Source organism: Solimicrobium silvestre, from assembly GCF_002976435.1.
In the GTDB taxonomy this organism is placed as follows: domain Bacteria; phylum Pseudomonadota; class Gammaproteobacteria; order Burkholderiales; family Burkholderiaceae_D; genus Solimicrobium; species Solimicrobium silvestre.
The window spans coordinates 205478-217892 of record NZ_PUGF01000006.1 but is presented as its reverse complement, the minus strand read 5'-3'; the positions used below and the strand labels follow the sequence as shown (position 1 = coordinate 217892).

At 46.6% G+C, this 12415-nt stretch carries 11 protein-coding genes; 5 read left to right on the top strand and 6 right to left on the bottom strand.

Features of this window, described 5'->3' with window-relative positions; genetic code table 11:
* Positions 1-574: 574 nt before the first annotated feature.
* On the bottom strand, positions 575-784 hold the full coding sequence (locus S2091_RS24015) for a hypothetical protein (protein WP_165794952.1): 210 nt from the start codon (positions 782-784) through the stop codon (positions 575-577).
* Between the two features lie 148 nt (positions 785-932).
* Here S2091_RS24015 and S2091_RS08685 point away from each other — a divergent pair, with 148 nt between their 5' ends.
* From S2091_RS08685 to lnt, 3 genes are all read left to right on the top strand, one after another.
* Positions 933-1742 (top strand): UDP-2,3-diacylglucosamine diphosphatase, encoded by an 810-nt coding sequence (locus S2091_RS08685; RefSeq protein ID WP_105531404.1) that lies wholly within the window; start codon positions 933-935, stop codon positions 1740-1742.
* 76 nt (positions 1743-1818) lie between these two features.
* Complete coding sequence (locus S2091_RS08680; protein WP_105531403.1) at positions 1819-2739, top strand: HlyC/CorC family transporter; 921 nt, start codon at positions 1819-1821, stop codon at positions 2737-2739.
* A gap of 31 nt (positions 2740-2770) precedes the next feature.
* Positions 2771-4303 (top strand): apolipoprotein N-acyltransferase, encoded by a 1533-nt coding sequence (gene lnt / locus S2091_RS08675; RefSeq protein ID WP_105531402.1) that lies wholly within the window; start codon positions 2771-2773, stop codon positions 4301-4303.
* Positions 4304-4381: 78 nt separating this feature from the next.
* Here lnt and S2091_RS08670 read toward each other — a convergent pair whose 3' ends face one another.
* Positions 4382-5056 (bottom strand): MarC family NAAT transporter, encoded by a 675-nt coding sequence (locus S2091_RS08670; protein WP_105531401.1) that lies wholly within the window; start codon positions 5054-5056, stop codon positions 4382-4384.
* Positions 5057-5451: 395 nt separating this feature from the next.
* Between S2091_RS08670 and S2091_RS08665 the strand changes: the two genes are divergently transcribed.
* The gene (locus S2091_RS08665) at positions 5452-9021 is read left to right on the top strand and encodes an indolepyruvate ferredoxin oxidoreductase family protein (protein WP_105531400.1); all 3570 of its coding nucleotides are present in this window, start codon (positions 5452-5454) and stop codon (positions 9019-9021) included.
* Between the two features lie 104 nt (positions 9022-9125).
* On the opposite strand, the gene S2091_RS08660 is transcribed toward S2091_RS08665, so the two are convergent.
* Positions 9126-9455, bottom strand: coding sequence for an antibiotic biosynthesis monooxygenase (locus S2091_RS08660; protein WP_105531399.1), 330 nt, complete (start codon positions 9453-9455; stop codon positions 9126-9128).
* A 16-nt stretch (positions 9456-9471) separates the two neighbouring features.
* Positions 9472-9957: an asparaginase domain-containing protein gene (locus tag S2091_RS08655; RefSeq protein ID WP_105531398.1), complete on the bottom strand. Its 486-nt coding sequence runs from the start codon at positions 9955-9957 to the stop codon at positions 9472-9474.
* A 146-nt stretch (positions 9958-10103) separates the two neighbouring features.
* On the opposite strand from S2091_RS08655, the gene S2091_RS08650 reads away from it, so the two are divergent.
* Entirely contained in the window at positions 10104-10778 is a 675-nt protein-coding gene (locus tag S2091_RS08650; RefSeq protein WP_105531397.1) for a hypothetical protein, read from the top strand.
* Positions 10779-10823: 45 nt separating this feature from the next.
* Here the strand turns inward: S2091_RS08650 and S2091_RS08645 are convergent, their stop codons facing one another.
* Both S2091_RS08645 and S2091_RS08640 read right to left on the bottom strand, forming a co-directional pair.
* Complete coding sequence (locus tag S2091_RS08645; RefSeq protein ID WP_105531396.1) at positions 10824-11846, bottom strand: AI-2E family transporter; 1023 nt, start codon at positions 11844-11846, stop codon at positions 10824-10826.
* Positions 11847-11858: 12 nt separating this feature from the next.
* Positions 11859-12236 (bottom strand): MAPEG family protein, encoded by a 378-nt coding sequence (locus tag S2091_RS08640; protein ID WP_105531395.1) that lies wholly within the window; start codon positions 12234-12236, stop codon positions 11859-11861.
* Positions 12237-12415 lie beyond the last annotated feature (179 nt).

Here is a 12415-nt window from a genome sequence, read left to right as displayed (position 1 = left end):
GGTGTATTTAATGTATTTTACTGTCGCCAGAAGATTCTTAAAATCGACTTGCGCGCTGCAACTAATTCGGCTTAAATGTGTTACCCATGTCTGGATACACCCGTTACCTATGTCCCACGTCTAAACAGCGAAGCAAAAAAGGTGACTAGTCGCCGGTGTAGCAGGGGTTTTGAGTGGCATGCCACTCACCTGCGGAACGGTCTCCGCATGCAGGCGGAGACTCCCTCCCTATAGGGATACAGGGTCTACCACCGGCCCCAAGCCTTAAATTTGTCATTTCGGCTGATTAATTTAAGTCTGTGCAACATCATCTTGAAATCTGGAAATAAGTCAAAACCGGTTGATATACGGTTAGTTTTGTATTACTTTCTGGGTTGATTTTAGGCTTGTAGGCCGGTGGTAGACCGGCAGCTACCTGCCTTTTTTGCGTCGCCAAAAAAGGTAGGCCAAAAAAGGCGACCACGCTATTTCGGAAACCCCGATTTTTCTAAGAAAAAAAGGGAAAAGTTCGAAACTCGCTACGCTCAAACAGCGAACCTTTCTTATCCTTTTTTCCTTAGAAAAACCGGCCGAACTAGAAGTGGGGGTAGGTCAAAAGCAAAGTCAAAGACAACTTCAAAATCAACTTCAACACCAACTTCAAAATCAACTTCAACACCAACTTCAACACCAACTTCAACACCAACTTCAACACCAACTTCAACACCAACTTCAACACCAACACCAACTTCAAAACCGCACCAGTATCACCGACCATCAAAATCAGTAGTAAAAACTCAATCATTCATCAACAAAATGACATGAATGTTGTAGTTTTTATGAAAATCACGCTATTTCATCAAGTTGACACACAACTTAATTAAGCTCACGAAAATATCCGTACCCATGCAGTCTGCTTTGCCAAAATGAAGGAGCAATGAGTGAGTAATACAATGAATAATAAGGGAAGTGTTAGTGAGGAAGAGCAGTTTGATTTTAAGTTACGCACTATCTTTATTTCAGATATTCATTTGGGTACCAAGGGTTGTCAGGCTGAGGTTTTACTGGATTTTTTAAAACGCTGTAATGCCGAAACTTACTATTTAGTCGGTGATATTGTGGATGGATGGCGTTTGAAGCGCTCATGGTATTGGCCGCGTTCGCACAACGATGTCGTGCAAAAATTACTACGAAAAGCACGTAAGGGGAGTCGGATTATTTATGTGCCGGGTAATCATGATGAATTTTTGCGCCATTATTTTGATCTGTCGTTTGGCGATGTTGAAATTAAAAATAATCCGATTCATGAAACTGCTGACGGAAAACGCCTGCTCGTGATTCATGGCGATCAGTATGACAACGTAATGCTGTATTCGCGTTGGCTGGCATTTTTAGGTGACAACGCGTATGAAATGCTGCTGCGTTTGAATCAGCCGATTAACAAAGTACGACGCTGGTTTGGCTTGTCGCACTGGTCGTTGTCGCAATATTTAAAGCTCAAAGTGAAAAATGCAGTTAACTTTATTTCGTGTTTTGAAGGTGTAGTTGCCGCTGACGCAGCACATCAAAACGTGGATGGTGTGGTTTGTGGGCATATCCATCATGCGGAAATTCGCGATATTAATGGATTAACTTACTGTAACGACGGCGACTGGGTCGAGAGTTGTACCGCGCTGGTTGAGCATATGGATGGGAAGCTGGAAATACTGCATTGGCTGGATCATTACAATCAGCGTTTATCCGAATTGCGGGTTGCGGCTTAATTTTGTTGTAAGGGTTTTGGAAATTAAGCGCATTTAATGTATCCTATAATATTCAAACATCGGCGCTCCGCCTCTTATGCCAGAACATCCTAGTAACGTCAGAAATGCTGTATTTAAAACTGCAACCAAGGCAGCATCTTCTGACATTAAACCGCACAGGTCTTTATTTGAACGCCTGACTGCACTGATTTCCCCTGAACCTGAAAGCCGCGTTGAATTGCTGGAAGTGCTGCAAGACGCGCACGAACGCAATTTAATTGATGCCGATGCGCTCTCAATGATCGAAGGCGTATTTCAGGTTTCTGATTTATGCGCCCGTGACATCATGGTGCCGCGTTCGCAAATGGACGTGATTGATATCTCCAAGCCGATCGAAGAATGGATGCCGCATGTGATAAGCACGGCACATTCGCGTTTTCCGGCGGTGGAAGGGAATCGCGATAAAGTGGTCGGTGTGCTGCTGGCTAAAGATTTGTTACGTTATTATTTTGATGAAGAATTTGATGTGCGCGACATGCTGCGCCCAGCCGTTTTTATTCCTGAATCAAAACGCTTGAATGTATTGCTGCGCGACTTCCGCGCTAACCGAAATCACATTGCGATGGTGGTGGATGAATACGGCGGCGTGGATGGTTTGATTACCATTGAAGATGTGCTGGAACAAATTGTTGGCGACATTGAAGATGAGTACGATTTTGACGAAGAAGAAGACAATATCTTATCTATCGATCCCGGCACTCAAGGCGCACGCTGGCGGGTTAAAGGGCTGACCGAAATTAGTCAGTTTAACGATATCATCGGTAGCCATTTTTCAGATGAAGATGTGGATACCATCGGCGGTTTAGTGGCGAACCATCTGGCGCGGGTTCCGCATAAAGGCGATAAGTTTGCTATTGGCCGTATCAGTTTTGAGGTGCTGCGCGCCGACCCAAGGCAGGTGCATGTGTTGTTGATTGAACGACTGCCGCACAGTGAAAATGATGTCGATTTACTTTAATACTCCCTGTTTACCTCATAACTAAGACTCAATGCAAAGTGTCATTTCCCGCTGCCCTAATTGGGTACTTTTTCTGTGTGCCTTTTTAGCCGGTGGGCTTAACGTGTTGGCGTTTGCGCCGATTGGATACTGGCCGTTGCAACTGCTGAGTTTATCGGCTTTGTTTTGCGTGCTGTATGTTGAAAATGACATCAAAAAAATCATGAAAACTACCTGGCTGTATTGTTTTTCATGGTTGTTTTTTGGCGTGATCTGGTTGACCGTGACGATGTTTCGTTACGGTGATATGCCAGTCTGGCTAGCTGTTTTTGCCGTGTTTTTATTCACAGGTGCGATTGCCTGCATCCCCGTTTTATTTATGGGCCTTGCGGCGCGCTATAAAGCGCATTTTTCACCCGCCGTTATCTGTCTGGTCTGGTTTCCGACACTTTGGAGCTTGGCAGAATGGACGCGCGATTGGCTGTTTACCGGCTTCCCTTGGTTGGTTTCCGGCTATGCGCACAATGCCAGCCCCTTAGCCGGTTATGCGCCGATTATTGGTGTATTCGGCATTACTTGGTTGACAGCGATTTTTGCGGGTTCTGTGGTGTTATTTTTAGATGGGAAACGTAGCTTTAGTGCAGTCGCCGTCGGTATTTTTTTGTTAGGCGGTGCGCTTCAGTATGTGAGCTGGACTACGCCAAGCGGCGCGCCGTTAACTGTGCGGCTGTTGCAGGGAAATGTGGACCAGGCAATTAAATTTGAACAAGAGCATTTAATTGATTCACTGCGCTTTTATTACGATGCTATTTTAAAAAAGCCGGCCGATTTAATCGTTACGCCAGAATCAGCCTTGCCGTTGCCGATGCAATTTTTACCGCCGGAATATTTACCGGATTTACAAAAATTTGCCACGCAAACTAACAGCCATATTGCACTTGGCATGTTTAGTAGTGACGGGCCTAATTTATATGCCAACAGCATGATCGGTATTACACCAACGCCGCAAAAAACAACTTATCGCTACGACAAACATCACCTGGTTCCGTTCGGCGAGTTTATTCCTTGGGGCTTCGGCTGGTTTTATCATTTCATGAATATTCCTATGGGTGATCAACAACGCGGTGCATTATTGGCAGCACCATTTGCCGTAAAAGATCAGCAAATTTTGCCCAATATTTGTTATGAAGATGTGTTCGGTGAAGAAATCGCCGCCAAAATTGCCCATGCCTATTTTACCCAGCAAGCCATGCCGACGATTTTATTAAATATGACTAATCTGGCGTGGTTCGGCGATTCTTGGGCGATGCCGCAACATGTACAAATTACTCAAATGCGCACCCTGGAAATGGGGCGTCCTATGCTGCGCTCAACCAATACTGGCGTAACTACGTTGGTGAATGCGCAAGGCCAGATTGTGAAACAGTTAGCACCTTTTGTGCGGGGGGAACTGGACGTGAGCGTGCAGGGTTACCAAGGTTTAACGCCGTATATTGTATGCGGCAATTACTTGTGGCTGGGTTTGATGAGCTTGCTGGCGTTGGTGACGGCTTGCAGTTACTTCTGGAAAAAGCGTGTTCGATAGTTAAAAAGATAGTCAAAATAGAGGAGGGCGTTTTTCATATACCTCCTCTATTTCCAGAGTATTAAAATTTTAGTCAACTCACAGCGTCAGTAACTCAGGCCAAAACAGCGGATCATGCAATAGATTGCCGATGCCGTTAATCACAAATTGCACACCGATACAGATCAGCAAAAATCCCATGATGCGTGAAACCGCTTCAATACCATCTGCGCCGAGTAGGGAAGTTAAGCGTTCCGAAGCGCGTAACACTAGCCACGACGTATACGCCACCAGCAAAATACCAAACACCACAGAAAGATAGCCCAGCCAGATCGGCAATGCGGTTTGACTGTGCACGCCGGTCGACATGGAAATCACCACCGCAATTGAACCGGGGCCAGACAGCGTTGGCATCGCGAGTGGGCTAAATGAAATATCGCGTTTGTTATTCAGATTCTGTTCATGAGTCTGTTCAGCAGGGGGAAACAGCATGTTAAAGCCGAATTTGCAGACAATTAAGCCGCCCGCAATCCGTAAGCCAGGAATGGAAATGCTAAAAAAATCCATCAAGACTGCACCAGCCAGCAAAAAAACTACCAGGATGGCGGCCATGTAAAAACAGGCCCGTCGGACTTGAATTGCACGTTCTGTTGGAGTCAGGTGCGCTGCAATCGCTGGTAGAACGGCAACCGTGGTGAGCGGATTGGCGATGGGCAGCAGGGCGGTCATGGTGGCTAAAATGGTGGCGAAAATTTCATAGAAAATATGTTGCATGCCTGATGTCTTCCGTTTTTATGTTGTTTTTTGCGATTTTTTGATTTTAGCGTTAATAGCCGACTGAGTGTTGATGCTTATCCAAAAATGGATCAAACTAAGCTGCTAATAAGAGCTGAATTACATTTATTGCCAATACAGTATCAGCAACTGTACCGGTAAGAAAATTAAAGTGTGTGCATTGAGTCGCACTTTGCGCTGTGCTAATGTGCCGCACCCACGTTAATTTTCATAAGGAATTATCGTGGAGGTAGCTCAACATTGGCTCAATACCGGCAATAAGCGGATAGAGGCTTGTAAAAATAAGCCGTAGCAATAAGCCAAAAAATAAGCCGCAAGGTTATCACCTAAGCTTTACATCCAACACCGCACCCAAACATGGCACGGAGACACACATGAACGACATTAGTAAGCCTTCACCGTCTGAACTAGCACTATCGGCCTCCCCAGGAGCCCCCGCTTCAGACGCGATCTCATTAGAAGATAAATACGCGCTTAAGCGTGGCCGTGCTTTTATGACAGGTACGCAAGCCTTTATTCGCCTGGCGATGTTGCAGCACCAAAGTGACGTAAAAGCAGGTTTAAATACCGCTGGTTACATCACTGGTTATCGCGGCTCGCCATTGGGTGGTGTGGATACAACCGCTGAAAAAGCGAAAAAATATCTGGAAGCTGAACACGTCAAATTCCATCCTGGCATGAACGAAGATTTGGCGGCCACCACGGTGTGGGGTACGCAACAAGTCAACTTGTTCCCCGGCGCGAAATACGACGGTGTATTTTCAATTTGGTACGGTAAAGGCCCGGGCGTTGATCGCTGCGGCGACGTATTCAAGCACGCTAATAATGCCGGTACCTCCAAATACGGTGGTGTTGTGGTATTGGCCGGTGACGATCATGCGGCAAAATCGTCCACTACGGCACATCAAAGTGAACATATATTAAATGCTTGCGGCATTCCGGTTTTATATCCGTCCTCAGTACAGGAATATTTGGATTACGGTATGCACGGCTTCGCCATGAGCCGTTATACCGGTTTGTGGGTAGCGATGAAATGTGTGACGGATATCGTAGAGTCCGGCGCGGTGGTTGAGATTGATCCTGACCGTGTGCAACCAGTTATTCCAACAGATTTAACACTGCCAGCGGACGGCTTGAATATTCGTCAGAACGACGCGGTATTGGCGCAAGAAGCGCGCATGAATAACTTCAAATGGTATGCCGCGTTGGCGTATGCGCGTGCCAACAAACTGAATCAAATTATTTGGGATAGCGATCACGCCAAAATCGGTATTATCACTGCCGGTAAATCGTATCTGGATACCCGCCAAGCTTTGGCAGATTTGGGTATTGATGAGCAAGTAGCGCGCGATATCGGTTTGCGTCTGTATAAAATCGGTATGATCTGGCCGCTTGAATCCGAAGGCGTACGCCAGTTTGCAACAGGTTTGGAAGAGATTCTGGTCGTGGAAGAAAAACGCCAGATTCTGGAATACCAGTTAAAAGAAGAGCTGTATTGCTGGGTAGATAAAGTTCGCCCACGTGTAGTCGGTAAATTTGACGACACTGGCGAATGGAGTAATTTGCAAGGTGCAGGTCATGGCGACTGGTTGCTGCCAGCGACTTATGAACTGAGCCCGGCGCAAATCGCCCGCGCTATCGCTTCACGGATCTCAAAGTATTTTGCCGGTCATCCGGTGGCGGAAAAAGTAGCGGAACGTATCGCCTTTTTGGAAGCTAAAGAAACTTTGCTTTCAGTTGCGGCCAAACCTGATCCGACTAAAGATCGTGTTCCGCATTTCTGCTCAGGTTGCCCACATAATACGTCCACCAAATTGCCTGACGGTAGCCGCGCATTAGCCGGTATCGGTTGCCATTACATGGTGTTGTGGATGGATCGTGAAACCACCAACTTCAGTCACATGGGTGCCGAAGGTGTGAGTTGGGTTGGACAAGCGCCGTTCACTACTGAGCAACATGTGTTTACCAATTTGGGCGATGGTACTTATTTTCATTCCGGCTTGCTGGCGATCCGCGCAGCCGTCGCTGGAAAAGTAAATATCACCTACAAAATTTTATACAACGACGCAGTCGCCATGACTGGTGGGCAGGTATTTGACGGCCCACTTGATCCAGGTATGATCTCGCGTCAGATCGCTGCAGAAGGTGTCAGCCCGATTATTGTAGTGACGGATGAGCCGGATAAATATCCAGCAGATTACAAATGGGCCGAAGGCGTTACGGTGCGTCACCGCAGCGAGCTCGATGCGGTGCAACGTGAATTGCGTGAAGTTAAAGGCGTTTCCGCTATGATTTACGACCAAACCTGTGCGAGTGAAAAACGCCGCCGCCGGAAGCGTAAAGAATTCCCAGACCCAGCAATTCGCGCGGTAATTAATGAAGCCGTGTGTGAAGGTTGTGGGGACTGTAGTGTGCAGTCGAATTGCTTGTCGGTAGAACCGTTAGAAACGGAACTTGGTCGTAAGCGTCAAATTAATCAGTCTAGCTGTAATAAGGATTATTCCTGCGTGAATGGCTTCTGCCCGAGCTTTGTGACGGTCGAAGGTGGCGCGTTGAAGAAGCCGAAAAAAGTCGAAGTAGTTGGCACGCCGATGCAATTGCCAACGCCACAATTACCTTCAACGGCAGAGCCGTTCGGTATTATCGTGACCGGCGTTGGTGGTACCGGCGTGGTGACGGTTGGTCAGATTTTAGCGGTGGCAGCACATATCGAAGGCAAGGCTTGTTCTGTATTGGATATGAGCGGTTTGGCGCAAAAGGGCGGACCGGTATTGTCACATGTGCGTATTGCCGACCATGATGCCGATATTCATTCCACCCGCGTTGGTACTGGCGCAGCTGATCTGGTCATCGGTTGTGATGTGATTGTTACCGCTGGGCGCGACGCATTGTCACGCATGGGCGAAGGACGCACTTATGCAGCCATTAACACCACGACTTCACCAACGGCAGCGTTTGTTAAAAATCCTGACTGGCAATTCCCAGGTGACAGCGCAGAAGCTGCGATTCGTCATGCTTGCGGAACTGACCGTGTGTCATTGATCGCCGCAGGTGATATTGCTACCGCTTTAATGGGCGACAATATCGCGACCAATATGTTTATGTTGGGTTATGCATGGCAAAAAGGCTGGGTACCATTAACTGAAGCGTCCTTAATGCGCGCAGTTGAACTGAATGGTGTTTCTATCGGCTTCAATAAATCTGCTTTTGAATGGGGCCGTAAAGCTGCATTTGATTTGCCAGCCGTGCAAAAAATCGCAACGCCTGCAACAGTGATTGAATTCAAACGTGCACCAACGTTAGAAGCAACCATTGCCAAACGCGTCAAGTTTTTAACTGACTATCAAAACGCGGCTTATGCTCAGCAATACGCTGACTTTGTTGCGCAAGTGAAGTTGGCTGAAGGCCGCGTAACTGAGACCGGCACACGTTTGACTGAAGCGGTGGCCAAGTATTTATTCAAGTTGATGGCGTACAAGGATGAATATGAAGTAGCGCGCTTGCATACGTCCGGTGATTTCGCTAAAAAGATCGCGGACATGTTTGAAGGCGATTACAAAATCAACTACCACCTGGCACCACCGTTGTTGGCTAAACGTGATTCTAAGGGGCATTTGGTTAAGCAGAAATTTGGCCCTTGGATGACATCGGCATTTGGTGTTCTGGCTAAATTCAAATCGTTACGTGGTACTGCTTTGGATATTTTCGGTTATACCGCCGAGCGTAAGATGGAACGCGCTTTGCCGGTGGAATATCGCGCAACGATTACTGCTTTGTTGGCGCAGTTGAGCAAAGATAATTTATCGAAAGCGATTGCCATCGCCAGCATCCCTGAAGAAATTCGCGGTTATGGCCATGTCAAGGAACGTCATTTGGCGTTAGCGCAAGCCAAGCAGGCTACTTTGTTGGCTGGTTTTAACGAAGTGAAGAAGCAAGTGGCTTAACGCTACAAGCTGTCATTCCCGCGCAGGTGGGAATGACGGTAGTTGATGATTTTAGAAGTAATAAAAAAGGACACCGCGGTGTCCTTTTTTATTACTGTCAATGTCTAGCTATTGATGAACGACTCAGTCGGATGTGGAATAGTGCCATCCCCATAGCAACGCAAGACTTGCGAAATCACCACCTGATATCCGTCCAGCCAATTCGTCTGCGCGGCCTTGGCTTGCAGGTGTTTGGGATGTTGCATCAACTCTTGCATGCCTTCCATGGTGCGCCAGTAATACATGTTTGATACGCAACCGGTCTCCAGGTTTTCTGACGTCTCTTCGCCGATATAGTCGGTGGTTTGTCTGGCAAATTCGGCAATCGATTGGTCCAGTTGGTAAAACTCGTCATCGAATTGCTTTTTCTTGAAGATGAAGGTTGCGCAATACATGGAAATCCTTACCCGGTTATTTTTGAATAAACACGCCTTGTGTGCGATTTTTTTTCACATTGTCCCAATTAAAAATCTGCCCGTTCATCGCAATATAAACGCCATGCGGTAAAGCCTGTGCAATACCGCAAGCAAAGCCTAAATTGAACAAGGCATCCGAATTGGCGATTTCATACGGAATCATGGCGCCGGTCAAAATGATCGTTTTAGCCAATTTGGCGTTGCCGATCACGTGGGCGGTTTCGCTCATGGTGTCTGTTCCATGAATAATCACGATAGCGGCTTCCGTAGCCTGCTGGCAAGCCGCTAGCACGTTGCTGCGGTCTGCGTCCTGCATATCCAACGAATCGAGCATGGCGACGATCTCAAGCTGGGTGGGAAGAGTAATTCTGGCGCGTGCGATAACGTCGGGTAAATGGCTTTTTGCAAAGGTCAGTTTGCCAGCGATTTCGTCGTAATGTTTATCAAAAGTGCCACCAGTGGCGAGGATGCGCAGGGACATAAGGTGCTCGTAGTCGGTGAAAAACCACTATTGTAAAGGGTGTAGTAAATATTTGTAATATTGCCTTGCACCAAGAATAAAAGGCAACTACGATAATAGTTCGACCTGTGCCCATGTATCTGAACTCACGCGCTGAGGAATTCATCATGAAAAAATGGTTCTGGATGTTGAGTGTACTAATTGCTCACACTGTGTTGGCGGACGAACCCGTGCTAAGTTTGAATGCAGGCACGACCGGGTTTGGCGTGCAAATGGGTTATGCGTTTCACAGTGATTTACAAGCGCGCTTAGGTGTCAATCTTCTCGATGTAAATACCAATCGCACTCCATCTGATATTAACTACGATCTAAAATTAAAATTGCGCACCTTGGATATGTTGCTGGATTGGTATCCATTGCAAGGCGCATTCCATTTGTCGGGTGGTGTGATGCTCAACGGCAATAAATTTACCGGGGTAGCGCAAGCCGACGGAAATCAAAATTATGTGATTCAAGGTGATGTGTATAACGCCGCAGAGGCTGGCGCAATTAATGCCAAGATAGATTACCGAACCGTGGCACCCTATTTGGGAGTTGGCTGGGATACTGCTCATGTGCAACAAAAAGGCTGGGGATTTAATGCTGATCTGGGCGTGATGTTTCAGGGAAGCGCCAACACGAGCATCACGAATACGGGTTGCACGCTAGGCGTTGTTGGTGGCGTTAATTTATGCCAGAACTTAGATAATGATTTGGCGGGAGAGCGCAATACGGTGGAGGATAAGGCAAATAAACTACGTTATTTGCCCGTGTTACGCGCTGGAATAAATTACAAGTTTTAAGGGATTTTTGAAGAAAAATCACAAATGAAAACTCTGGCAATTCAGTTAGTAGTGTTGTACAGGCGCTGCCGGTGTACATCCCATCCCCAACTCAATTTTTAACCAAGCATAAAATACCGGTGCCGCGATTAATCCGGGAATGCCAAACAGCGACTCCATTACCAGGATAGCGATCAACAATTCCCAGGCTTTAGCATTGATTTGTGTGCCGATTATTTTGGCATTCAAAAAATATTCAAATTTGTGGATCAGCACCATATACAGTAGCGAAAACATGGCAATTTCTAACGAGTGCGAAAGGCTGACAATCACAACTACGGTGTTGGAAATAATGTTACCTACCACAGGTAATAAGCCCGTGACAAAAGTAATCAGTACCATGGTTTTTGAGAACGGCAAATGCACGCCGCAAGCGGGCAAAATCACGAGTAAATAAATCGCGGAAAATGCGGCATTAATGGCGGAAATACGTACCTGGGCAAACACGATGCGCTGAAACGCTGTGTGCAAATTAACTGAGCGTTGTAATAGCGCCCCCGCAAACTCAGGTAATTTAGAACGCGCATCGTTGATAGCAATCATGCCACCAATAATCATGCCCATTAACAGGTGAATGATGGAGTGCCCGGCTTCTTGCCCCCATAATTTGGCTTCTTGCCCGTGTTCACGCAGCCAGTCCGACATTACTTCGCGCAATGCATCGCTGCCGGTAGGAAGGTAATCGCTTAGCCAGGTCGGAACTTGTGAGCGCGACACTTCGATGATGCCAGCCAAATTTTGCAACAACATATGCAAACTGCCGGCATCGCTTTTAGCAAAGGTAACGGCGCTAAATATCAGCGCCGTTAAACCGCTAATTACAATGACCGACAAGATCGCTAAAACAAAGATGCGGGCTTTAACAAACTTGATTTTTTTGCCGACCAGCGGGGTCAGTAAATGCACCAGGGAATAGACTAGCAGGCCGGAAAAAAGGGCTAATAATAAACCCGCTTTTAACACCACAATGCCTGCCAGCACAGCTAACAGGTAAGAAGATACGAGCGGTAAAGTGAGTTTGTTATTCATAATGCCGTGTGTTTAGTGAATGATCAGGCCAGTTACCGCACTAATTAATAAGCCTATGGCAGCAACGCTGGAGATTAAGAAACCAAGGCTGCGCTTGTCTGGCGCTTGATAATAGCCGAGAGCATAAAGAATACGGCCAACGACCCAGATTGCACCCAATATTGCGGCAATTTGGTCGCTCATGAAAATGCAGCATAACCATAAAAGAGGTAAAAATATAATGAGCTGTTCCACCGTATTTGCCTGTACTCGTAAGGCAATTAAAAATTCAACCGGGCCATCAGTCAGCGGTGCGGGAACTTTATGCACGCCTCTCGCTTTTCCAACTTTGGCAAAAACCCAAATGTACATCAGCACGCTAGCGAGTGTGGCCCAGGCAGTTAATTTCATAGTGTCTCCAGTTAGGATTATGGTATTTAAATTTCAACGTTCAAATTTTAACGTAGGAATGATACAGCTAAATAGTGAAACAAAATGACAAATTGAGATGCTTTTGTCGTGTAGTTTATGAAACTGAAATACCATTTTGGCAAATAAAATAACATCAATCTTTAAGTGCGCCAACATAA

Bases quoted from the DNA above. Each gene is read 5' to 3' on its own strand.
- S2091_RS08680 (WP_105531403.1), top strand. From the start codon at position 1,819: ATGCCAGAACATCCTAGTAACGTCAGAAATGCTGTATTTAAAACTGCA.
- S2091_RS08650 (WP_105531397.1), top strand. From the start codon at position 10,104: ATGAAAAAATGGTTCTGGATGTTGAGTGTACTAATTGCTCACACTGTG.
- S2091_RS24015 (WP_165794952.1), bottom strand. From the start codon at position 784: ATGATTGAGTTTTTACTACTGATTTTGATGGTCGGTGATACTGGTGCG.
- S2091_RS08670 (WP_105531401.1), bottom strand. From the start codon at position 5,056: ATGCAACATATTTTCTATGAAATTTTCGCCACCATTTTAGCCACCATG.
- S2091_RS08645 (WP_105531396.1), bottom strand. From the start codon at position 11,846: ATGAATAACAAACTCACTTTACCGCTCGTATCTTCTTACCTGTTAGCT.
- S2091_RS08665 (WP_105531400.1), top strand. From the start codon at position 5,452: ATGAACGACATTAGTAAGCCTTCACCGTCTGAACTAGCACTATCGGCC.
- lnt (WP_105531402.1), top strand. From the start codon at position 2,771: ATGCAAAGTGTCATTTCCCGCTGCCCTAATTGGGTACTTTTTCTGTGT.
- S2091_RS08640 (WP_105531395.1), bottom strand. From the start codon at position 12,236: ATGAAATTAACTGCCTGGGCCACACTCGCTAGCGTGCTGATGTACATT.
- S2091_RS08660 (WP_105531399.1), bottom strand. From the start codon at position 9,455: ATGTATTGCGCAACCTTCATCTTCAAGAAAAAGCAATTCGATGACGAG.
- S2091_RS08685 (WP_105531404.1), top strand. From the start codon at position 933: ATGAATAATAAGGGAAGTGTTAGTGAGGAAGAGCAGTTTGATTTTAAG.
- S2091_RS08655 (WP_105531398.1), bottom strand. From the start codon at position 9,957: ATGTCCCTGCGCATCCTCGCCACTGGTGGCACTTTTGATAAACATTAC.